This is a genomic window from Leuconostoc citreum, assembly GCF_007954785.1.
In the GTDB taxonomy this organism is placed as follows: domain Bacteria; phylum Bacillota; class Bacilli; order Lactobacillales; family Lactobacillaceae; genus Leuconostoc; species Leuconostoc citreum.
On sequence record NZ_CP042410.1, the window covers coordinates 54,045 to 77,766 of the forward strand.

General features: G+C 39.9%; 24 protein-coding genes. 22 read left to right on the plus strand and 2 right to left on the minus strand.

The window, feature by feature from the left end; genetic code table 11:
- Positions 1-36 precede the first annotated feature (36 nt).
- Entirely contained in the window at positions 37-804 is a 768-nt protein-coding gene (gene proC, locus FGL72_RS00315) for a pyrroline-5-carboxylate reductase (protein ID WP_085699542.1), read from the plus strand.
- Positions 805-857: 53 nt separating this feature from the next.
- Here the strand turns inward: proC and FGL72_RS00320 are convergent, their stop codons facing one another.
- On the minus strand, positions 858-2,087 hold the full coding sequence (locus FGL72_RS00320; protein WP_040190632.1) for an aminopeptidase: 1,230 nt from the start codon (positions 2,085-2,087) through the stop codon (positions 858-860).
- Between the two features lie 170 nt (positions 2,088-2,257).
- On the opposite strand from FGL72_RS00320, the gene FGL72_RS00325 reads away from it, so the two are divergent.
- From FGL72_RS00325 to FGL72_RS00425, 21 genes are all read left to right on the plus strand, one after another.
- The gene (locus tag FGL72_RS00325; protein WP_004904401.1) at positions 2,258-2,998 is read left to right on the plus strand and encodes a GH25 family lysozyme; all 741 of its coding nucleotides are present in this window, start codon (positions 2,258-2,260) and stop codon (positions 2,996-2,998) included.
- A complete protein-coding gene (locus tag FGL72_RS00330) occupies positions 2,995-3,993 on the plus strand; it encodes a Gfo/Idh/MocA family protein (protein ID WP_085699544.1) in 999 nt (332 codons plus the stop codon). The genes FGL72_RS00325 and FGL72_RS00330 overlap by 4 nt, the downstream gene beginning before the upstream one ends.
- 7 nt (positions 3,994-4,000) lie before the next feature.
- Entirely contained in the window at positions 4,001-5,302 is a 1,302-nt protein-coding gene (locus tag FGL72_RS00335) for a DEAD/DEAH box helicase (RefSeq protein WP_085699546.1), read from the plus strand.
- 268 nt (positions 5,303-5,570) lie between these two features.
- The gene (locus FGL72_RS00340) at positions 5,571-6,416 is read left to right on the plus strand and encodes a helix-turn-helix domain-containing protein (protein WP_085699548.1); all 846 of its coding nucleotides are present in this window, start codon (positions 5,571-5,573) and stop codon (positions 6,414-6,416) included.
- Positions 6,413-7,219: a Fe-S cluster assembly ATPase SufC gene (gene sufC, locus FGL72_RS00345; RefSeq protein ID WP_004904397.1), complete on the plus strand. Its 807-nt coding sequence runs from the start codon at positions 6,413-6,415 to the stop codon at positions 7,217-7,219. Before FGL72_RS00340 ends, sufC begins: the two co-directional genes overlap by 4 nt.
- Positions 7,212-8,378, plus strand: a complete 1,167-nt coding sequence (sufD, locus tag FGL72_RS00350) for a Fe-S cluster assembly protein SufD (RefSeq protein ID WP_004899173.1) — start codon at positions 7,212-7,214, stop codon at positions 8,376-8,378. Before sufC ends, sufD begins: the two co-directional genes overlap by 8 nt.
- A complete protein-coding gene (locus FGL72_RS00355; protein WP_085699550.1) occupies positions 8,368-9,582 on the plus strand; it encodes a cysteine desulfurase in 1,215 nt (404 codons plus the stop codon). The genes sufD and FGL72_RS00355 overlap by 11 nt, the downstream gene beginning before the upstream one ends.
- Positions 9,579-10,019: a Fe-S cluster assembly sulfur transfer protein SufU gene (sufU, locus tag FGL72_RS00360; RefSeq protein WP_004899158.1), complete on the plus strand. Its 441-nt coding sequence runs from the start codon at positions 9,579-9,581 to the stop codon at positions 10,017-10,019. Before FGL72_RS00355 ends, sufU begins: the two co-directional genes overlap by 4 nt.
- 4 nt (positions 10,020-10,023) lie before the next feature.
- Positions 10,024-11,454, plus strand: a complete 1,431-nt coding sequence (sufB, locus tag FGL72_RS00365; protein WP_085699552.1) for a Fe-S cluster assembly protein SufB — start codon at positions 10,024-10,026, stop codon at positions 11,452-11,454.
- Complete coding sequence (locus FGL72_RS00370) at positions 11,455-11,760, plus strand: metal-sulfur cluster assembly factor (protein ID WP_004899151.1); 306 nt, start codon at positions 11,455-11,457, stop codon at positions 11,758-11,760.
- 306 nt (positions 11,761-12,066) lie between these two features.
- A complete protein-coding gene (locus FGL72_RS00375; RefSeq protein ID WP_085699554.1) occupies positions 12,067-13,245 on the plus strand; it encodes a 2-isopropylmalate synthase in 1,179 nt (392 codons plus the stop codon).
- Entirely contained in the window at positions 13,238-14,308 is a 1,071-nt protein-coding gene (gene leuB / locus FGL72_RS00380) for a 3-isopropylmalate dehydrogenase (RefSeq protein WP_085699556.1), read from the plus strand. The genes FGL72_RS00375 and leuB overlap by 8 nt, the downstream gene beginning before the upstream one ends.
- Complete coding sequence (leuC, locus tag FGL72_RS00385) at positions 14,305-15,672, plus strand: 3-isopropylmalate dehydratase large subunit (RefSeq protein WP_085699558.1); 1,368 nt, start codon at positions 14,305-14,307, stop codon at positions 15,670-15,672. Before leuB ends, leuC begins: the two co-directional genes overlap by 4 nt.
- Before the next feature lie 16 nt (positions 15,673-15,688).
- A complete protein-coding gene (gene leuD / locus FGL72_RS00390) occupies positions 15,689-16,273 on the plus strand; it encodes a 3-isopropylmalate dehydratase small subunit (RefSeq protein ID WP_085699560.1) in 585 nt (194 codons plus the stop codon).
- 115 nt (positions 16,274-16,388) lie between these two features.
- Positions 16,389-17,183, plus strand: coding sequence for an L-threonylcarbamoyladenylate synthase (locus FGL72_RS00395; RefSeq protein WP_133286002.1), 795 nt, complete (start codon positions 16,389-16,391; stop codon positions 17,181-17,183).
- A 29-nt stretch (positions 17,184-17,212) separates the two neighbouring features.
- Positions 17,213-18,238, plus strand: a complete 1,026-nt coding sequence (locus FGL72_RS00400; protein WP_085699562.1) for a HoxN/HupN/NixA family nickel/cobalt transporter — start codon at positions 17,213-17,215, stop codon at positions 18,236-18,238.
- 186 nt (positions 18,239-18,424) lie between these two features.
- Positions 18,425-19,114: a response regulator transcription factor gene (locus tag FGL72_RS00405; protein WP_004899129.1), complete on the plus strand. Its 690-nt coding sequence runs from the start codon at positions 18,425-18,427 to the stop codon at positions 19,112-19,114.
- Positions 19,107-20,390: a sensor histidine kinase gene (locus FGL72_RS00410; RefSeq protein ID WP_004899127.1), complete on the plus strand. Its 1,284-nt coding sequence runs from the start codon at positions 19,107-19,109 to the stop codon at positions 20,388-20,390. Before FGL72_RS00405 ends, FGL72_RS00410 begins: the two co-directional genes overlap by 8 nt.
- A 51-nt stretch (positions 20,391-20,441) precedes the next feature.
- The gene (locus tag FGL72_RS00415; protein WP_004899126.1) at positions 20,442-21,308 is read left to right on the plus strand and encodes a S1C family serine protease; all 867 of its coding nucleotides are present in this window, start codon (positions 20,442-20,444) and stop codon (positions 21,306-21,308) included.
- 189 nt (positions 21,309-21,497) lie between these two features.
- Entirely contained in the window at positions 21,498-22,829 is a 1,332-nt protein-coding gene (gene fucP / locus FGL72_RS00420; protein ID WP_004905471.1) for an L-fucose:H+ symporter permease, read from the plus strand.
- Between the two features lie 21 nt (positions 22,830-22,850).
- Positions 22,851-23,237 carry a VOC family protein gene (locus FGL72_RS00425; protein ID WP_085699564.1) on the plus strand — a complete coding sequence of 129 codons (387 nt, stop codon included), beginning with the start codon at positions 22,851-22,853 and terminating at the stop codon, positions 23,235-23,237.
- A 33-nt stretch (positions 23,238-23,270) separates the two neighbouring features.
- Here FGL72_RS00425 and FGL72_RS00430 read toward each other — a convergent pair whose 3' ends face one another.
- Complete coding sequence (locus tag FGL72_RS00430) at positions 23,271-23,600, minus strand: thioredoxin family protein (protein WP_004905475.1); 330 nt, start codon at positions 23,598-23,600, stop codon at positions 23,271-23,273.
- Positions 23,601-23,722: the final 122 nt, after the last annotated feature.

The window sequence follows — 23,722 nt, forward strand, 5'->3', positions numbered from 1 at the left end:
TCAGTATATCCAATTGCTTTAAGTAAAGGAGCGACTATGTCAACATATGGTTTTATTGGTACTGGTAATATGGCACAAGCCATGATGAAAGGCCTATTGCGTCAAGGTGTCCCAGCAAAAGATATCCACATCACTTCACCGCGTTCTGCTGAAAAATTGGCGGCAGAATTAGGGGTTGTGGCTATGTCGCCAGAATCATTGGTAGCTGCCAGTGATCTCGTTGTTTTAGCTTTTTTGCCTAACCAATTAGAGAAAATTGTTCAGCCATTAAATTTGCAAGATAAGTTAGTAGTTTCTGTGTTAGCAGGTGTTACACTTGAAACGCTTTCTGCGGCGACAAAGTCAACTCAAATTGTACGCACATTACCTAATGTCAATGTGGCAATTAATCAAGGGGTTATTGCGTATGCAAGTACAGTATTATCGGCAACGCATGAGAAAGTATTTCAACAATTTGTTGACAGCTTAGGGCAGCATTTTGATGTGAGTGAATCCCAGTTTGCAACTTTTTCTGCAGTTGCAGGTTCTGGACCAGCCTATGTTTTCAAGTTTATTGATGCGTTAGCTCAGGCAGGAACGCAAAATGGTTTAGAAGCAACACTGGCTACAAAGATAGCCACACAAACTGTCCTTGGCTCAGCTGAAATGCTGACACAAAGTGACTTAACAGCACAAGCCTTGCAAAATGCAGTGGCCTCACCTGGGGGTTCAACCCGTGCTGGCTTGGACGATTTTGATACCCAAAATTTTGACGCAGTTGTTGCGCATGCCATTTTAGCAACAATAAAGCATAAGCATCTTTAATCTTTGCACAAAAGAAAACCGCTCAATGTATTATTGAGCGGTTTTCTTTATTGTTAGGCCCAATCACCGTTACGGAAAACGGGAACGCTGTGATTGTCTTGTGTTATCCCATCAATCATCATATCAGATGAACCAATCATGAAGTCGACATGTACATCGGAGATGTTCCAACCACGGCTAGCCAAAGATTCGGGACTAGCAGTTTTACCATCTGAGATGTTCGAAGCATAGGCTGCGCCAATTGCTAAGTGGTCTGAAGCATTTTCATCAAAGAGTGTGTTATAGAATAAAATACCACTTTGTGAAATCGGTGATGGATCAGGCACAAGCGATACTTCGCCCAATGACTTTGACCCATCATCTGTCTCAATCAATTGCTTCAAGACGTTTTCACCTCTTGTTGCTGTCGCGTCAATGATACGGCCATCTTTAAAATCCAGTGCAATGTTGTCAATGAGGTTACCTTGATATGATAGAGGCATAGTGGCTGCGACATGACCATCAATGTGACGATTGTCAGGGGCAGTGAAAACTTCTTCGGTTGGCATATTTGGAATAAAGATATTACCGGCTTTATCTTGTGAAATAGCAGCTTCCCAAATATGGCCTTCAGCTAAACCAATTGTAAAGTCTGATTTAGCATTTTTATAATGGAGCGCTTTAAAGTTTTGTTGATTCAGCCAATCCGCCTTGGCTTGTAATTTTTTGATGTGGTGATTCCAATGATCGATGGCGTCTGATGTGTCATCGATACGTACATCTTTCAAAATCTCTTCCCATAGGCGATTAACAGCAGCTTGACCAGACAAATCTGGGAAAACTTTTTCAGCCCATGCTTGCCCAGCCGCAGCGACAACTAGCCAGGAAATATCATCCTTCATTGTTGCTTCACGCACACTTGTAAAGGCCTTTTGATTGGCTTTGGTCATTGTCTGCAAACGTGTTGAATCAACGCCAGCAAGACCATCTGGGTCCTGCGATACAAGCGAAATACGTGAAGCGTTATTAGCCATTAGCGTATTAGCTTTTAAGATATCATATTCTGGGACATTCGCTAAACGTTCCAAGGATGTATGTGTTAAAAACGCCTTATTGATTTGTTGATCAGACCATTCTAAGACAACTTCATGTGCACCAGCACGATAAGCCGCGGCAACAATCTTACGTGCAAAATAAGCTTCATCAACGGCGGCGTAGAGTATGATAGTTTGGCCCGGTTGAACGTTCACACCGCGTTTAACAATTAATTCAGCATATTGGTCTAATTTGTGGTCAAGTGTCATGTTTTTTAGTAATGTCAGATGTTATTTATCTAACGTTTCCCTTCATTTTTTAAAAATAATATCATCATTATCTCATGAAAAATATAAGACATCAACTACTGTGATATTTGTGACCTAAGCTTAATGTATTTTATGAGCGTTTGGCTAAGAAATTTTGTATAATTAATATTATGACAAATAACACTGAAACCCCAAAAAAAGTTAAGACTAAAAAATCTTTGTCGCTCATTACCTGGCTAATTATTATTGTTGGTATTATAGCAACAATTGTCATTTGGCTAATGGCCAAACCACCAATTACTGTTGTGAAAAACACGGCACCAAGTGGTTTTAGTGTTCAAGGTGTTGCCATTAACCAAACTTCAGGTTATGTGGATTATAATAATCTAGCAACAAATGGCATTGATTTTACCTACTTGCGTGCAACTTCAGGGGTTACTTTTGCAGATGATGGTTACCAGGCAAGCTATGACCGCGCGCAAGGGGCACATTTGAAAGTCGGGAGTATTCAAGTATATGATGCGAGTGTTGACGCTGCAACACAGGCACAATATTTCATTGATAAAGTTGGCAATAATATTGGGCAATTACCAATTGCCATTTATGTAACTAATGATCAAATTGCTACGAAAAGCAGCAAAGAACGATTAGCCGTACTTATTCAGTCGCTGTCTACACATTATAATCGCGATATTGTCATTTACACGACACCTAACGTGCAACAACAATTAAACCAAGTCATCAAAAAGACAAAATATTGGTTAATTGCAGATAATACTGATAATAGAGCAACAGCAAATCAATTTATTCAGTATAGTGAAGATCATACAATTGGTAAGGGCTTGAAGGCTGTTAAAATGCCAACCAGTGTATTTAATGGTACAAGACAACAATTTAAGGAGATAAAATGATAAAACTTGGTATTATTGGGACAAATTGGATTACCAAAATGTTCGTAGAAGCGGCATTGGCAACCAATGAGTATGTATTAACGACAGTTTATTCACGCTCGTTAGACAGTGGGGAAAAATTTTTAGCTGACTTAAGGATTGAAGATGCAACTGTTGTCACAACTTTAAGTGATTTATATGCAGACATTGATGTCGTTTACATTGCTTCACCTAATGCTTTGCACTTTGAGCAATCAAAGGCGGCGATTGCAGCTGATGTGCATGTGATTGTTGAAAAACCAACAACAAGTAATCCTGTTGAATTTTCTGAGATTGAACAATTACTCGCTCAACATGCAGACGTTCGTTACTTCGAAGCAGCAAGGCATATTCATCAACCGAATTTTAAAATTATCGCGCAGACCATTGGTGAGTTATCAGAAATACAAGGGGCAACACTAGTCTATCAAAAGTATTCATCACGATTTGATGCCTATCTAGCTGGCAAAGAACCAAATGTCTTGACACGTGAGTTTAGTGCGGGCGCTTTGTATGATTTAGGTGTTTATCCAATATATGCTGCTATTGCCTTGTTTGGTACACCAAAAGCTGTTCAATATTTACCAATATTACTGGCAAATGGGGCCGATGCCCGTGGTACAGCAAACCTATTCTATGATAAATATAATGTGACGGTTATTTTCGGTAAGAATGCTAACTCTTATTTGCCTAGTGAATTTTATGGTTTAAAAGAAACCATTTCAACGTCAAATATAGCCGAACTAGAGCATGTCACTTATTATGATGGTGAGGGTCAGACTGAAAATATCGGGGAAACACCTGATGATAATCCTATGATTCGTGAGGCACAAGACTTTGCCAATGTCATCAATGATCCAGTAGGTAATCACGTGATATATAATCAGTGGTTCCAACTTGCAAAACAAGTCAACCAAACATTGTTTGATTTGCGTTCGTCTGCGGGGATTGAATTCCCAGCAGACCAGAAAGAATAATAAATTAATGGCTATTAGACCAGAGTTACAGGAAAAATTTAATCAAGTATTTGACAAACCGACACCAATCCAAGATGCAGTTTGGGAACGTTTAACAGATGGCGAAAGTGTTTTTGGATTGGCACCAACGGGTACTGGGAAAACATTGGCTTTTCTATTACCAATTTTGTCGCGTATAGATACAAACGCAAAACGCACACAAGTGTTGATTTTAGCACCCAGCCAAGAATTAGCTATGCAGACAACGTCTGTTGCGCGAGAGTGGGGCGCTACGATTGGGGTAACTGTTACGAGCCTGATTGGTGGTGCCAATGGCCGTCGACAGGCAGATAAATTGAAAAAAGATAAGCCACATGTTGTTATCGGTACGCTCGGTCGTGTATTGACGATGGCTGCGGGTGGTACGCTAAAATTGGGGATGGTTCAGACTGTTATCTTTGATGAAGCAGATGCCATGCTAAATGACGAACGGCATGATAGTTTGCAAGAATTAGCAACTCAATTGCCAGAAAAAGTACAACTAGGCCTCTTTTCGGCGACTTCTGGTGTTGATTTGAAATATGTTTCAGACACTTTTAATCAGATGGTCAAACCTATTTCAGTTGGTACAGATGCGCCAGCAGCAATAAGCCATGAGTTTCAATATGTTGATCAAAAGGCCAAAGCAAATATACTCATTCAATTAGCGCGACACAACCAACAGGCTCTGGTATTTTTTAATACAATTAGTGGTCTGGTGAATATGCAGGCAACACTGCGTCACGCACATGCCAGTGTGATGAGCATCGGTAGTAATGACAAACGACAGGTACAACGTGCAGATGCATTGCGTCTCTTTAAGAAAGGTGACGTTAAGTTATTACTCGTGACCGATGTTGCGGCCAGAGGTTTAGATATTGATGATTTACCACTGGTAGTTAATGCGCAACTACCACAACGAAAAAAGACTTATATCCACCGTGCTGGTCGGACTGGTAGAATGGGTAAGCCAGGGCGAGTACTGAATCTCGGCAATGATCATGATATTCGTAATCTCAAACACGAATTAGGAGACGATTTTGCCTTAGTGAAGGCAGTGAATGATTTTCCTGACAAGACGACAGAAAAGACATCGGTACAAGTTGGTAATGCAGCATCGCCATCTCGTGCAAAGTTAACCGCTAGAGATTCGAATGTCAAAAAGTCGGCATACGTTAAAGCACCTCAATCCGACATAAACCATGTTATTTCTGAAAAGCCAAAAAAGAAAAAGCGTGCTAAAGCATCAAAAGATAAAGGTAAGCCGAAATGGGCAGGGCCAAAAAAGTAAAAACGCAGATTGCGTTTTTTTATTGACATTTGCATCTTAAAATTATAAAATATCTCATATTAATAACATTTTTCTAATTGCATAGGGGACAGCAACATGGCAATGAAATATATTAAGCAATTGAAAAAGCAACTCAACCTACTCATTTCCTAATGAGTAGGCATTTTGAGCACTGTCTACGGTATCTGGTAAGTACGTAGACAGTTAGTTGATGGGAAAAGCATTCTAACTGATCAGCAGTTAGAATGCTTTTTTGTTAGGAGAAAAGATGATTGTAGATATTGATAAATTTATAAATACACGTAAACAGCTAAAAATATCACAAGTGGCCTTATCGGCAGGCATTTGTACCCAAGCAACCTTGTCGAAATTTGAGCATCAACAGCAGACACCTTCTCTAGAAATAACAAGTGCACTTTGTTCACGACTTAATCTGACCTTAGATGATATTTTTATTATTGAGAATTCGAACAAGCGCCAAGAAGAATATCTTTTACAACAAATTTTTAGAGCATTAAGTAGCCAAAATGATATGTTATTTGAAACAGTTGTTAGAACTTGTGATGTGAGACAGTTTTCTTTGGCGGGATATCAGTTACTTCAATTGTGTCGTTACTTTAAAGTGGTATTAGTGACAAAAAACACAAAACAGGCGAAAAAATTATTGAAAACAATCGTAGTTAGTAAGTTAACGACGGCGCAATGTTATTTTTTTTATGCGATTACGGCGTATTATTATCAATTAATTGGGCGCACAAAGGAAGCAGGACAAATAGTGTCCGACTTGTTAGAACGAAAAGATAGTATAATGTCTGGTGAGTATAGCATTGTGAAAATCATGACAATTTACACCATTGCTATGTCACAACGAGATATGCAACATACTCAAGCATCAGTCACTACGGCGGCAAAGGGTATTGCTTTATCAAATCAATATGATCAAACAGCATTTTTAGAAAATTTTTTTTGGTTAATAATAGATGCTAGTCCGACGTGGTCTAGTCAGCATTTCGTTGTAACCGAACTAACTAAAAATGCGTGTTGCTTGGCTAAAATGCATGGCAACCAGTGGATATTAGACAAAATAAATCAACAAAGTGGGGGAAAACAATGACAACATTACAAATTAAGAATTTACATGTGGCAGTCAGTGGCAAAGAAATACTAAAAGGCGTGAATTTAACAGTTCATACTGGCGAAATGCATGCCATTATGGGGCCAAACGGTACCGGAAAATCAACATTGTCTCAAGCTATCATGGGACATCCAGCTTACCAGGTAACATCGGGAAGCATTACTTTAGATGGACAAGATTTATCAGAAATGGCTGTTGATGAACGCGCACGGGCGGGTTTATTTCTGGCTATGCAATATCCATCAGAAATTCAGGGTGTCACTAATGCGGAATTCATGCGTGCAGCCATCAATGCGCGACGACCTGAATCCGATCAGATGAGTATTATGACATTTTTAAAGACCTTAGATCGTCAACGTGAGTTTTTATCGATGACATCGGAAATGGCAGAACGCTATCTCAATGAAGGTTTTTCAGGTGGTGAAAAGAAGCGAAATGAAATTTTACAAATGATGATGATTCAACCTAAAATTGCTATTTTAGATGAGATTGATTCAGGACTAGATATTGATGCCTTGAAAGTTGTGTCACGAGGTGTCAACCATATGCGCTCAGATAACTTTGGCACATTAATGATTACACATTATCAACGGTTATTAGATTACATTGTCCCAGATTTTGTCCATGTTATGATGGGTGGCAAAATTGTTAAAACGGGTACTGCAGATTTGGCAAAAAAGTTAGAGCTGGAGGGCTATGCTGGTTTACGTGATGAACTTGGACTGGATATTGTGTTAACTGACGAAGACGCTGATCGTCTTGTGGCGGTGAAGCATGAATGAAGAAAGTCTACCCTTGCCTGAATTTACCAAGGTGAAGTATCGTACTTGGCAGTTAGATCAAATGAACCCTTCTCAGGCACAGAGCGCAACGTCCCATTTTTTAACAGACGAATTAGGCATTGAAGTAAGTGGAACAGCAACGAGCTATTATTATTTACCAAAATATCTTGTTGCGCAAGGCGTGTTGCTGACCAACATCAATACTGCTCAATCACGTTATCCGCAACAATTGGATAAGCTGTTAGGACAAGTCATTGCCAATAACACTGATCGACTAACAGCGCAAAATGCCCAGAAATTTAACACAGGCATCCTACTTTATGTGCCTGACCATACAGTGATTAAAGACGTGATCCATCTTAATTTGAACCAATTATCGGTTGGCGGAAATGATTATATTGCGCGGGTATTAGTTTATGTTGGTCGTCAGTCATCAGTCACTATTTTACAATCAGCCCACACAATAGGCTCTGACACAACAAAAGCATCGCTTGTCGTTGAAGTGATTGCTGACGTTGGCGCTTCGGTTCACTATGCTAATCTAGACGCGTTCTCTGGCAAAACAACAGCTTACATTCATCGTGAAGCTGATATTCGTGACCATGCTACCTTAGATTGGTCAAATGTGGCTTTTAATGATGGCCAAGTGGTGACCAAATTAGTGAGTCACTTGAATGGTGAGGGGGCTGTTTCACATGCGAATATTATGGCGATGACCCACCATAAACAGACGCAGGGTTTTATGACGAACATGGTTAATCGTGGCCGTCATTCACTTGGTCATATTTATCAACGTGGTGTCATTTTGAATCATTCAACCTTGGTTTTTAACGGTATCGGACAAATCATTAAGGGTGCCAAGGGTTCTGATGCACAACAAGAATCACGTGTATTGATGCTATCACGTCGGGCACGTGGCGATGCAAACCCTTTGCTCCTCATTGATGAAAATGATGTCACTGCTGGGCATGCAGCATCAGTTGGTCGCGTTGATGAAAATCAAATGTATTACTTAATGAGTCGTGGTTTGAGTGAAAAATTGGCACGAGAACTAGTTATTCGCGGTTTTATGGGTAATGTTTTAGCAGAAATACCGACAAACAGAGCACAGCAAGCTGTTATTAATGCGATTGCGGAGAAACTAAAAAATGAAAATTAAACCATCAGATTTTCCTATTTTGGCACAACAGGTCAACCAACATCGACTAGTGTATTTGGATAGTGCAGCAACATCTCAGAAACCAGCAAGCGTACTGGCAGCTTTGAACCAATACTATACCCATGACAATGCAAATGTTCATCGTGGTATTTATGATTTATCACAACGAGCCACCACTGCTTACGAATTAGCACGAGATAAAGTACAACATTTTATCCATGCTAAGAGACGTGAAGAAATTCTTTTTACGCGTGGTACAACCGAAGCGATTAATTGGGTTGCGCAAACTTACGGTATGACGCATATCAATCCCGGTGATGAAATTGTTATTTCTTATATGGAGCACCATGCCAATATTGTGCCGTGGCAACAACTTGCTAAACAACGTGGTGCAACCCTAAAATATATTAGGTTAGCTGCCAATGGCACATTAGATATGCACGATGCAGACAAACAAATTACGGCACGTACTAAAATTGTTTCTATCACACAGGCGTCAAATGTGTTGGGTGTTGTTAACCCAATTAAACAAATCGCAGCTTTGGCTCATGCTCAACACGCAGTATTGTTGGTTGATGGTGCGCAATCTGTACCCCACATGCCAATTGATGTGCAACAATTAGATGCTGATTTTTTTGTTTTTTCAGGTCATAAAATGATGGGTCCAACAGGAATTGGCGTCTTATATGGCAAACGTGACCTTTTGGCACACATACCACCTGCGCAATTTGGTGGTGAAATGGTAACAACTGTTTCACAAAATGACGCTCATTTTCAACCATTGCCTTGGCGATTTGAGGCTGGGACACCTAATATTGCTGGAGCCATTGGTTTGGGTGCTGCAATTGATTATCTACTGACATTAGATATGGTGGAAGTTGCCAAATATGAGCAACAACTAATACAATACGCATTAGAGTCATTACATAAAATTGATGCTATTACGGTTTATGGTGCTGATGATGTCCACCAAACAGGGATTATTACTTTTAACATGGCAGGCGTACATGCACATGATTTAGCCACGGCATTAGATCAATTGGGTATTGCAGTACGTGCTGGGCATCACTGTGCGCAGCCACTAATGCGTTATTTAGGCGTAGCTGCAACGGTGCGCATGAGTTTCTATGTGTATAATACGCTTGACGATATTGATGACACTGTTGCTGCAATAAAGGAAATAAAGGATTACTTTAAAAAATGACTTTGCATAATTTAGATCAAATTTATCGACAAGCTGTACTTGATTATGCCCAACATCCCCACCACAAAGCACCAGTGACAAAAGCGGATAGTTGTCAAATTGAACAGTATAATCCAACTTGTGGGGATATTATTCGGTTAGCGCTGACAGTTGAACATCAAACAATAGTTGCTTGCCATTTCGATGGTGAGGGATGTGCTATTTCGACGGCTTCAGCATCAATAATGATGGACCTTATTATTGCGCAATCGTTAGTCACCACTAAAGAACAAATCAAATTATTTTCGCGTATGGTGACAGGAGATGATGGTGACTATAAAATGTTGGGGGATGCACAAATGTTAGCTGGCGTCACACAGTTTCCAGCACGTGTGAAGTGTGCCACGTTGCCATGGCACGCATTGTCGCTGTTAATACAACAAATTGAGGAGGAATAGTGTCATGGAAATTGACCGCCAAGAAGCATTGGAACACACAAAAATAGCAATTCAAACCAAAAAAATAGACGAATTAGGCCGTCAAGATGATTATCAGGCTGTTTTTTCAACTGGACGTGGGCTTAACGAATCAGTTATTCGCGCGATTTCTGCTGAGAAAAAAGAACCAGAGTGGATGCTTAACTATCGGTTACGTGCTTATCAATCTTATTTAGATATGCCGATGCAAACTTGGGGACCAGATTTAAGTGACATCGACTTTGATGCTATCTATTATTATAATAAACCAACACATGAAAAATATCGTGATTGGCAGGACGTACCAGATACTTTGAAACAAACCTTTGAAAGGTTGGGTGTGCCAGAAGCTGAGAGGCGTTGGCTAGCAGGCTCTTCAGCACAATACGAATCGGAAGTTGTTTACCATCGGATGAAAGCTGAATTTGAAAAAACAGGTATCGTATTCACGGATACAGATACAGCAGTACAAGAATATCCAGAGTTAGTGAAAACTTATTTTGGTTCGTTAGTAAAACCGACCAATAATAAATTAGCGGCCTTGAATGCGGCAGTATGGTCAGGTGGCACTTTTATCTATGTGCCAAAAGGTGTCCATGTCACTACGCCCATTCAATCTTATTTCAGAATTAATACAGCGAATGAAGGACAGTTTGAGCGCACACTAATTATTGTTGATGAGGGGGCACATGTTGACTATGTTGAAGGGTGTTCGGCACCAATGTATTCTGGTGATGCATTGCATGCGGCCGTAGTGGAAGTGATTGTTAAAAAAGACGGCTATTGCCGATATACAACCATTCAAAACTGGTCAAATAACGTTTATTCTTTAGAAACTAAGCGTGCTGCTGCACATGAAAATGCCACAATGGAGTGGGTGGATGGCAATTTTGGCTCAAAAACAACCATGAAGTATCCATCAGTTTATTTGGAAGGTGAAGGCGCGCGAGGAACCATGCTGTCCATTGCTGTTGCTGGACAAGGGGTGACACTAGATTCTGGTGCGCAAATGATTCATCATGCTAAAAACACCTCTTCGTCGATAGTGTCTAAATCAATAGCTCATGATGGCGGTGCAACGGATTATCGTGGCACGATTAAATTTGGCCGTGAATCTGATGGGTCTTTTGCCCATGTTGAATGTGATACGATTTTGATGGATGACCAGTCATCTGCTGATACGATTCCCTATAATACCATTTTGAATGGCAATGTATCGATGGAACATGAAGCTAAAGTATCACGTGTGTCTGAAGAACAGCTTTATTATCTTATGAGTCGTGGTATTTCTCCCGAAAAAGCCACAGAAATGATTGTTATGGGATTTGTGGAGCCCTTCACAAAAGAATTGCCAATGGAGTATGCTGTAGAATTAAATCGTCTCATGAAATTTGAAATGATTGGATCGGTGGGTTAAATGGCTACAATTGAAGAAGCTATTATGGCACAGTTGCGTATGGTTGTTGATCCTGAATTACAGATTGATATTGTCAATCTTGGTTTAATCAATCAGGTTACCTATGAAGAAGATGGACATGTCATCATTAATATGACGTTAACGACAATGGGATGTCCGTTAACATCAGTATTAGAAACGATGATTGACGATGCGCTTAAAATTTTACCAGAAGTTAATACGACAGAAATTGTATTGCAGTGGGAACCAGCATGGACCATAGATCGCATGTCACGTTACGCTAAAATGGCATTAGGCTTAAAATAATGCGTGATATTATATCCATTTGGCATATTTTGATATAATTGCTTGCCGTTGAGACATAAAATGATTATGATGAGTTTATTAAATGAAAAGGAAAAAAATCACATGATGAGTAGCATGACAACACAAATAAATAATAGTGCAGTGCGCCTTCTCAACTTGCTTAGAAACTCCTAACAAGTTGGGCTTTTAAGGCTGGTTTGTTGGGTTAAGTTAAACTCTAACGGCTGGCTGACGAGGACATGTGATAATCCCAAACAAGCCGTTTAACGGCAGGTTTGGGATTTTTTTATGACTAAGGGGGTCAAAATGACAAATCAAATCACTTTTTATGACACAACCATGCGTGATGGAGAACAAACCATAGGGGTAAATTTTACGATTGATGAAAAAATAAAATTAGCGCAAGCACTAGAAAAATATGGGGTGTCTGCTATTGAGGCTGGTTTTCCAGCAGCATCCGAGAAAGACTTTGATGCTGTGGTAGAAATTTCAAAGGTAGTACACACAGCTAAGGTTGTTGGTCTTGCGCGCCTTGTGCGTCAAGACATTGATGCCGTGGTTGCAGCCACACAGCAGGCAAAGCACCCCATGATCCATGTTTTTATTGCCACATCACCAGTGCATCGTACCTATAAGCTACATATGTCGCCTTCAGAAATTATTGAAAAAGTAATATCAGATATTCACTACACAAAAACAATGATGTCAGAAATAATTTTTTCACCAGAAGATGCCACGCGAACTGAACCAGAATTTTTAGCGCGCGTGATTCAAGCAGCCATTGAATCCGGCGCAACGATGATTAATATACCGGATACCGTAGGCTACGCCACACCATATGAATATGGTGAACTGTTTGAGTATTTACGCGAACATGTACGAGATTTTGATCAAGTGACTTGGGCCACACATACACACAATGATTTGGGAATGGCTAACGCCAATGCATTGGCAGGTATTATGCACGGGGCTACAGAAATTCAAGGCACAATTAACGGTATAGGTGAGCGTGCGGGGAATGTCGATATTATTGAGGCTGCTGCAGCTATTTATGTTCGACGACAAACTTTTGCGAAACAAACAGCAATTATTTTAGAGCAATCAAAGCACATTTCGGATATTGTTGCTCAGGCCACTCACATGCCGGTAGCTAAAAATAAACCCATCATGGGGCGTAACGCGTTTGCACATGAGTCAGGCATTCATCAAGATGGGTATCTTAAGAATCCTGAAACTTATGAAATCTTGAGACCGGAAATGGTCGGGACGCAAGCCTCATTACCACTAGGAAAACTATCCGGTTCGCATGCTGTCATGAATCAGTTGCTCTCTCTGGGATATCATATTTCTCGTCAAGATATGGTGACCATTCTACCTATTTTTAAGCGTATTGCTGAAAAAACATCAACGGTTTCCGATCAACAAATGCAAGATATGATGACCATGATTCAAACCAACAAGATGATGGGGGCCATTCATGAGTGACATCAAAAAAATAGCGATATTAAAAGGCGATTACATTGGACCGGAAATTATGGCTGCAGGGCTGGCAGTTTTAGAAGCTGCGACGGCGGGTTCTACTTTTAAATATGAGTTAATCGACCTGCCTTTTGGTGGGGATGGCATAGACCGTGTGGGCGATCCGCTACCTGAAAAAACGATTCAAGTAGCGAAACAATCGGATGCCGTCTTATTGAGCGCGATTGGTGGTCCTAAATGGGATGACGCAACGAAACGACCCGAAGAGGGATTACTTGGTATGCGATCGGCTTTAGGATTGTTCGCAAATATCCGACCAACGCATATCACAGCAGCACAAATTGCGCGTTCACCACTAAAACAATCGTACGTTGCAGACACCGACTTTGTGATTGTACGTGAATTAACGTCAGGCGCTTACTTTGGTGAACCCCGTGTGTTAGCAGCAGACTTTGCAAAAGATACTATGTATTACAGTACTTCTGAAATCACTCGAATCATGCAGACAGGCTTTCAACTTGCCGAAAAACGACGACAACATGTCACGATTGTGGATAAATCAAATGTGCTGGCAACGTCTAAATTGTGGCGTCAAATTGCAACAGAAGTGGCAAAATCCTACCCGGATATTTATGTTGATTATTATTATGTCGATGCTATGTCGATGGCTATTATTGCTAAACCTACAGCCTTTGATGTGATTATCACGCCGAATCTATTTGGTGATATTCTCAGTGATGAGGCAGCACAAATTACTGGGTCTATCGGACAAATACCTTCAATGTCAGTTGGTCAAGGCGGGCCGAATTTATATGAGCCAATTCACGGATCGGCGCCAGATATCGCCGGAAAAGGTATTGCGAATCCAATGTCAATGATTCATGCTGTAGCGATGATGCTTTCCGAAAGTTTTGGGGAAGTGAACTTGGCCAGGCAAATTACTGATGCTGTATCGGCTGCCATTAATGCTCAGGTTATGACGCCTGATATGGGTGGTCATGATACAACGCTCACAGTAACTAACTACGTGATTCAATCTATTCAACATGTGAGAGAGGGTAAGCAATGAAGCAAACACTATTTGATAAAATTTGGAATACGCATGTAGTGGCTGGTGAGCCGGGTGAGGCACAACTGATTTACGTCGATTTACATTTAATTCATGAGGTGACTTCACCACAACCGTTTGATGGTTTGCGTAGTACAAAGCGGCAATTACGACGACCAGATTTAACCTTTGCCACAATGGATCATAATGTACCAACAAAAGACATTTTTAATATTGAGGACCAAATGTCTCGTTTACAAATGGATACTTTGGTAAAAAATGCGCAAGAGTTTGGGGTGCCATTGGCTTCAATTGGTGATGATAAGCAAGGCATTGTCCATGTTGTTGGTCCAGAGCGCGGGCTAACACAACCGGGAAAAGTCATTGTTTGTGGGGATTCACATACAGCTACACACGGTGCATTTGGCGCCATTGCGTTTGGTATTGGTACATCTGAAGTTGAACATGTGATGGCTACGCAAACGATTTGGCAAGTTAAACCAAAAACGATGGGCATTAAAGTAACAGGTGAAATGCCAAAAAATACTTATGCTAAAGATATTATTATGGCTATTATTGCAGAACATGATGTCTCTTTTGGTACCGGTTATGCGATTGAATTTTATGGTGAAACGATTGAGGCGCTGTCTATGGCTGCACGGATGACACTATGTAATATGTCAATTGAAGCAGGATCAAAAACTGGGATGGTGAAGCCAGACCAGACCACATTTGATTATATAGCCGGTCGAGAGTTTGCACCAAAAAAATTTGACTCGGCTAAGGCTTATTGGTCGCAATTTTATACAGACGATGAAACGGCCTTCGATGAGATTATCACTTTTGATGTCAGTCACCTTAAGCCGATGGTAACATGGGGAACAAATCCGGGGATGGCAACTGCAGTAAATCAAATATTACCGGAAATAAGAGATGATAATGATCGCGCAGCATACGATTATATTGGTTTAGAGCCAGGAATACCAGTGACCGATATTCCACTAGACTATATTTTTATTGGCTCTTGCACAAATAGTCGCTACGAAGACTTGGCAATCGCTGCTGCCATGATGAAAGGGCAGCATTTGGCACCCAATATCACAGCATGGATTGTGCCAGGGAGTCGCGCCATTCGTAATCGTGCGATTGCAACCGGTATTGCTAAAATTTTTGAAGCGGCGGGTTGCGAATGGCGAGAACCTGGGTGTTCAGCATGTTTGGCGATGAATCCAGATAAAATACCAGCCGGCAAGCATGTGGCTTCCACGTCTAACCGTAATTTCATTGGGCGACAAGGGGCTGGCTCTCGTACACATTTGGCTTCACCAGCAATGGTTGCTGCTGCGGGTATTGCCGGACACTTTGTTGATATTACAGAAATCTGATTTAAGGGGGGCGTCTATGGAAGCATTTATTAAAGCAACAGGTCGTGCGGTGGTGATCCCAAACGACAGTATTAATACCGACATCATTTTACCAAAGCAGTTTTTGAAAAATATATTGAAAACGGGGTTTGGGCCACATTTATTTTATGATTGGCGCTATCTTGCAGATGGCAAAATAAACCCGAAATTTGAGCTCAATAAGCCAGAACATGCTGGTGCTACTGTACTGATTACTGGGGTTGATTTTGGTTCTGGTTCGTCGCGCGAACATGCGGTATGGGCACTTACTGATTATGGCTTTCGTGCGGTGATAGGTGGCAGCTTTTCAGATATTTTTTATATGAATGCCACTAAAAATGGGTTACTACCTATTGTGTTACCAGAAGCAGAACGACAAATTTTACGTGATATAAAACCTGATGAAACAATAACGATTGATTTGCCAAATCAAATAGTCACTTATAACAATAATCAATTTCACTTTGATATTAATCCGCAGTGGCAAGCAAAGTTTATTAATGGTGAAGATGATATCGATGTCACAATGAAATTTGAAGCAGCCATTACAGCGTTTGAAAAAAAACAACCAAACTTTGATTAGGAGGAAACCAGATGAATCGTGCAACTGTCTTGCAACAGAGCATGGACGCAACACTTGTCGCCATCTGGGGACCAGAAACGAAAAAATCTACAATGAACTAAAAGGAGTATTGAAAATGTCAGAAACAACTACAACTACAAAAACAATAACATGGAACGGTGGTGTTCAAGAAGAGGCCATCACGATTTTGAAAGCAGCAGGGGGCATGATTGTTAGTCCAACAAAGGTTGGTTACATTATTATGACTTCTGATAAGCAAGGATTAGAACGCAAATTTTCTGCAAAAAATCGTCGACGAAATAAACCTGGGGTTGTTTTATGTGGCTCAATGGCACAAGTCAAAGCATTGGCAGAAATGACGCCCGAAATTGAGCAAATGTACCAAAAACATTGGGATGACGATATTTTGCTTGGATGCATTTTGCCATGGAAAGCGGCCGGTAAGGCCATGATTCCAGCAGATGGCAGTCAAGAATTGATGATGGATCAACGTGAGACGAGTTGTTTTGTGATTAAGTTTGGTAAACCAAGCGAAAAAATTGCCAAGACAATGTGGGAAACTTACCATAAGTTTTCGTTTGCGAGTTCAGCAAACCCATCAGGCAAAGGGAACCGCGGACTTGTCACAGGTATTGGGGAACAGATTGAGCGGGCAGCAGACTTAATTATTGAAGCTAATGACTATGTTGCTAGCATTCAACCTGATAAAACAGTTGATACACGCTACGAACAAGGTGTTATGGTTTCAATGGTTGATGACAAAGGGCACCTTATTCCAGAACAGCATGGTCGTGTGGGCGTGCAACCAGCACCTATTGTTATTCGTAAGGGATTAGATGTTGATAAAATTATGAAACACATGAGTGATATTTTCACTACCTGGGATTACCGACATGGTTTCTATTATTAAGTGGGCAACAGAACAATTAGGAGAATAGTATGATAGAAAAACAGCACCGCACCACATTACAAACCGATATTCTACGGTATAGTAGCTTTATTTTACTCATTTTAGTAGCTGGTATTTTGCTACTAATGTCAGGTGTTGCAAAATATCCTGAAATCATAGGAATGGCTTATTTATCCTTTACATTTGGGTTGCGTCATGCCTTTGATGTTGATCACATTGCAGCGATTGATAATATGACACGTAAAATGCTGAACGATGGCAAAAATACACGTGGTGTGGGCTTTAGTTTTTCATTTGGACATTCAATGGTGGTTGTTTTAATGGCATTGTTGACGGTTTTATTTGTGGCGTGGGCGAAGCAATCCATGCCGATTTTTGAGCAAATTGGCGGTGTTTTTGGGACAATGATAGCTGCTGTTATGCTGTTATTATTGACGATTGTTAATACGTTTATTATGCGTGGTATTTGGCGAGAGTTTAGGCATATTGGGCGTGGTGGACAGCAACACACGACTGATGAACGATATCAGCAATCAGCAATCTATCGCTTTTTTTTAAAGTTGCTAAAATTAATTAAACACAACTGGCAAGTTGCAATTGTTGGCTTTTTGTTTGGTTTGGGTTTTGACACAGCGACGCAAATTGCCGTATTAGCGACATCAGCGACGGCTGCAAATGCAGGCATTGCCTGGTATACCACGCTTGCTTTCCCGCTGTTATTTACAGCTGGTATGTGTTTGATGGACACAGTGGATGGTTTTTTCATGAGTACCACCTATACTTGGATTGTGTCGTCATCGTATCGTAAGGTTTACTATAACTTGATTTTGACAGGTATTTCGATTATGGCTGCAGGCTTTATTAGTTTTGTTGATTTCATTCAGTCAATCAGTGTGATGCTTAATTGGCATAATAGTTTGACCGATTGGGCACAAGCTTTAGATTTCAATAAATTAGGGATTATTTTAGTGGCAATATTTGCCGTAACATGGATTATTGCCTTAACGTTGTGGCGTGTACTAAAGCTCTCTGAGAAAGATGTGTTATCTCACTAAACTGCAAAAGAATGTCTGTTACTAAGCAAGATTCTTTTCGTATAATAAATGCGTTAACCATTACAACGGTTGAATATGCTACTATTAATGGTAGGATATAAATTTATTGTGTCAGTTGTTTTTAATCTTCTATTAATCAGAAACAAGTACAATAAAAACAACATAACGCTACAATGGAGATGCAAAATGTCAAAGGCAATTAAAATTTTATTAATCGAAGATGATGCTAATCTCGCAGATAATATTGTGGGCTTTTTGCAAGATTTTGCGGATGTTAATGTTGTAACCAATGGATTAGATGGGGAATACGAGGGACAAGAATCCCCTTATGACTTAATTATTTGTGATTTAATGTTACCTGGCGAAAATGGGCTAGAGGTGATTAAGCACTTGAGAGACAATGATATTGAGACGCCTGTCTTAATTTTAACGGCTAAAAGTTCTTTGGATGATAAGATTGAAGGTTTCAATGTTGGTGCTGATGATTACTTGACAAAGCCTTTCTATCGTGAAGAGTTACTAGTACGTGTTAAGGCATTATTGCGCCGAGCAGGTGTCTATTCTGAAGATAACATGATAACTGTTGGTGATGTACTCATTAATTTGGAGAATCGCGGGGTACAAGTTCATGGTCAACCGGTTAAATTAGTGGGTAAGGAATTTGATATTTTAACTTATTTAGCTCAAAACAAGAACATTATTGTGACACGAGATCAAATTTTTGACCGTGTGTGGGGAATTGATTCAGATACGACGATTAATGTTGTCAATATTTATTTGAACAATCTTAGACGTAAATTAGAAGCTGTCGGGCAAAATGATTTGATAAAAACATTACGTAACATCGGTTTTATTTTAGAGGTTGATGATGCCTAATGTCATTAATAAACAACAACAAATTCGCGGATTTTTACTTTTGATTGCGAGTTTTTTTGTTATTTTCTCAGTTCTTGGTGGGGTGATTTATTGGTCGTACACACGGACAATTTTTCAGAATTCTGATTCTGCCATTACCCAACAAATCAAACAGTTTAATTTAGCAGGGGCATTAAGGGATTCGGAAGATACTAACCGTAAATCACCAATGCTGCTACAATCTAATACATTGGCGGATGTTTGGGTTTATGATAAAGACAAACATCTCTTGTTAGATGACCGTATACCAGAATCATTACAAGAGATCTACCGCAAGCAGTTCAAATATCGTGGTAATTTTATCTCGTCAAGACCCAAGACAGTACAAATAGAAGGTAATTACTATCGTGTCGCTAGCGTAGAATTTATTGACAATACCCGTAATAATAGTGGGCAACTTGTTAAGTATGGGATTATCACTGTCAATGTGAATGATACAATTTTTAACCTGAACCACTTCAAAAAAGTTATTTTGTGGTCGTTTGGTACTTTTGGTCTACTCGCATTGATGGTCTCATATTGGATTAGCCTTAAAAATATGAAACCAATCATTAAATCTTGGCAACAGCAACAAGATTTTGTTAATAACGCGGCACATGAATTACGAACACCGATGGCAGTCATTCAAGGTAAACTAGAAAATATGTTGACGCACCCAGAATCAACAGTCCGCGAGCAGTCGAATGCCATTATCTTGTCGCTATCAGAAGTACGACGTCTAACGTCCTTAACGAACAATATGCTCACATTAGCAAAGTCAGAATCCAATATGACGCGTATTGAAAAAGAACCGACTAATATCGCCGATTTCTTGTCTCGTATTTTAGCACCTTATCAAGAAATGGCAGAATTTGATGGCAAGCAGGTATTACTTTCTGCACATGTTAATCAGCCCATTTATATTGATCAAAAGCGCATTCATCAGTTAATTGTACTTTTAGTCGATAATGCTATGAAATATTCAGAAGCAGGTGCCACGGTAGCAATTGCTGCTAGCATTGAAAAACGTAAGTTTGTTTTGACAGTAGCTGATACGGGGCGCGGTATTAGCGATGAAGCCAAAAAGCATGTTTTTGACCGCTTTTATCGTGAAGATAAAACGGGCAGTCGCGAAACGGGTGGTACAGGTCTGGGACTATCTATTGCAGAATGGATTGTCAGGGCACACGGTGGTAAAATTACTGTAGCAGACAATCAGCCGAAAGGCACCGTTTTTAGAATTACCTTACCACTTTAATATTCAGTAAAACTTGTCACGCTATACTACTTTTATCTTAGGAGGGTCGTTATGAAACATAGTTTAATTGTCGTGGCTGCCGTTTCGGCAATTGTTGGTGGCGGAGTTGTTTATTCAGGCACGCAGCCAAACTCGTGGTTTCAAAGAGAACCAGCAATTGAGAAAAAAGCTAATGTCACAGGGCAAGCAACCATAGCTAAGACATCTTATAAAAGCCAAGACACAGCAACGACAGCCTACAATAAAGTTAAAGATGCTGTTGTTACAGTTCAGAATATGAAAAGAGAGACAGCGCAGCCAACAGATGGTTTTGCTGCATTATTCGGACAAAAACCTAAGCAAAATAACCCAAATGGGGCCGTTCAAACAGCATCAGAAGGGTCAGGTGTTGTTTATAAAATTGATAATGGTTATGTCTACATGATTACTAACAATCATGTCGTGGCTAATTCCGATGCATTACAAATCATCACGGCTAGTGGTGAAAAAATCAAAGCAACTATTGTAGGGACTGATCAACAAAAAGATTTGGCTCTCATTAAAGCCAAGACAGATGCAATTAAAACGGTTGCACCATTTGGCGATACGAAGAATATCCAATCGGGACAGCCGGTCTTAGCCATTGGTTCGCCGTTAGGTTCACAATATGCCACTTCAGTAACCAGTGGTATTATATCTGCTCCTCGCCGTGATTTAACAAGTCAACAGACTGGCGGTAATACAGAGCAAGTGATCCAAACAGATACTGCTATTAATCCTGGTAATTCAGGGGGCCCCTTGGTTGATTTAAATGGGCAAGTAATTGGAATTAATTCTTCAAAAGTAGCCGCTTCAGACAACGGGACAAGTGTAGAAGGCATGGGCTTTGCCATTCCTGCTGATGTCGTACAAAGCTTCATAAAAAACACTGAAAAATAATATGAGTTAAAAACACCATTGCGTCGATAATTATCGATGTAATGGTGTTTTTTGATACTTTTCAACGGATTTTCAAATATATTAGTAAAACATATGAAAGGGCTTTCATTAATAAGAGTGATGTGCTATCATTAAAACTTGTAAACGCTTACAAGTGATAACACTTGTTTCTACTAGAGGAGAAGTAGCATGATTAATACTGTTAGCAAAAGTGCTAAGCATCATCATGATTTTGGGCAATTAGCAGATGGATATCTGAAAAAGACACCAATTTTCCAATTTGTCGTTGTCTCACTTATGTTTCCGTTGTGGGGAACAGCAGCAAGTTTGAATGATATTTTAATTACGCAGTTCAAAACTGTTTTTGAATTAAATGATGCAGCGACAGCTTTTGTTCAGTCTGCATTTTATGGCGGTTATTTTCTGGTAGCAATTCCAGCGAGCTTTGTGATTCGCAAAGCGTCTTATAAAGTAACGATAATGACAGGGTTAGTCGCCTATATTTTGGGCGCAGGGTTATTTTTTCCGGCTTCACGTGTAGCAACTTACTCAATGTTTTTAGTGGCGATTTTTGCGATTGCGATTGGCTTGTCCTTTCTTGAGACAGCAAGTGATACATATAGTTCCATGATGGGTCCCAAAAAGTATGCTAACCTACGTTTGAATATTTCACAAATCTTGAACCCAATAGGTAGTATTACGGGTATTTTGTTGGGTAAGTATTTGATTTTTGGTTCTGTGGGCAATTTATCAGAGAAAATGTCTGGTATGCAAGGTGCAGAACGAATTGCATACGGTGAAAAAATGTTGCAGTTGACCTTGCAACCGTATAAATACATTTTGTTTGTCTTGATTGCGATGTTGATTGTCTTGGCCTTTACTAAAATGCCAAGTGCTAAGCCAATTGTGGATGAAACGAAACACGCTAAAGTGCGTTTTAGTGAGTCCATTGCTTATTTGTTTCATAATTATCGGTTTAAAAAAGGTATTTTAGCGCAATTTATCTATGTCGGCATGCAGACAGCAGTTTGGTCATTTACCATTCGTCTAGCTTTGGTGATGAATCACAGTATTTCTGATGCACAAGCGTCTAATTTTATGATTTACTCATATATTGTCTTTTTCCTTGGAAAGGTTGTAGCGACATGGCTATTTACTCAAATTAAGCCGACGCAAGTATTGACTGCTTATTCAATTTTAGGGACCTTATCACTACTGCTGGCAACATTTGCCCAGGGTATGATTGCTGTTTATGCAGCCGTTGGCGCCAGCTTCTTCTTTGGACCACAGTGGCCAACTATCTATGCGCATACCCTTGATAACGTCGCAGATAAGCGTCATACCGAGACAGCAGGTGCCATTTTGGTCATGGCTATTGTTGGTGGTGCTGTGGTACCAGCTATCCAAGGACTTGTATCGGATGCGGTGGGTTCGATGCAACTATCATTTATCGTCCCTACCGTAGCATTTGCTTTAGTCAGTTACTATTTTGCAACTGAAATCAAGCACGATATTGAATGATTGAACGAAATGGAGAAACTCATGGCAATCAATGACTATTTTACTGGGATACAACATGTTGGCATACCAACTCAGAATTTAGAGGCAACAATAGCCTTTTATGAAACAATTGGCTTCAAAAAATCCGGTTTATTTCGAAATAATGACAGTCGTTGTGCTTTCATGCAATTTAATAATCTCGTTATTGAGACATGGGAGGGCGATACAATAAATCATGCGGGGGCAATTAACCACATATCTTTGAATGCAACAGACATTGATAAAGCCTTTGCAGCTGTTAAAGCAGCTGGTTTGATGTTGGTGGATCAAGAGATACAAAGTATCCCTACTTTCTGGGAAAATGGCATACGTTACTTTAACATTTTGGGACCGAATCAAGAAACGATTGAGTTTTGTCAAATTTTATAACTAAAAAAAGACACATAGCCTATATGTGTCTTTTTAATTCAACGTCCTTTGGTACCAATCGAGAATTTGTTTTGGTGTGAGCCGCTCGCCGTGGCCAATGCGAGATATTTCTTTACCATTCTCAAACAAAACAAAAGATGGAATGCCACGTAAATTATATGCTGTTGCAACGTCCAGGTTATCATCACGATCAGCATCGAACCAGTTTGCTGTTTGGCTAACAGTGTCTTTAATATTTTGGATGAATGGTTTAATAGCACGGCAATCGCCACACCAATCCGCTGAAAGAAACATGACATTACGACCAGGCTTGTGAATATTTTCTGTCACAACAGCGTTGGTATTTTTGACAGGTTGATACATGGTTATTCTCCTTAGTGACATTATTTTTGAAAAGTATACCACAAATTCTAATGGATAATATTTTTTATGTTTGTGAGTTTAAAATGATAAAAATAAAAAAAAGATTTGAAAAATGTTTGACA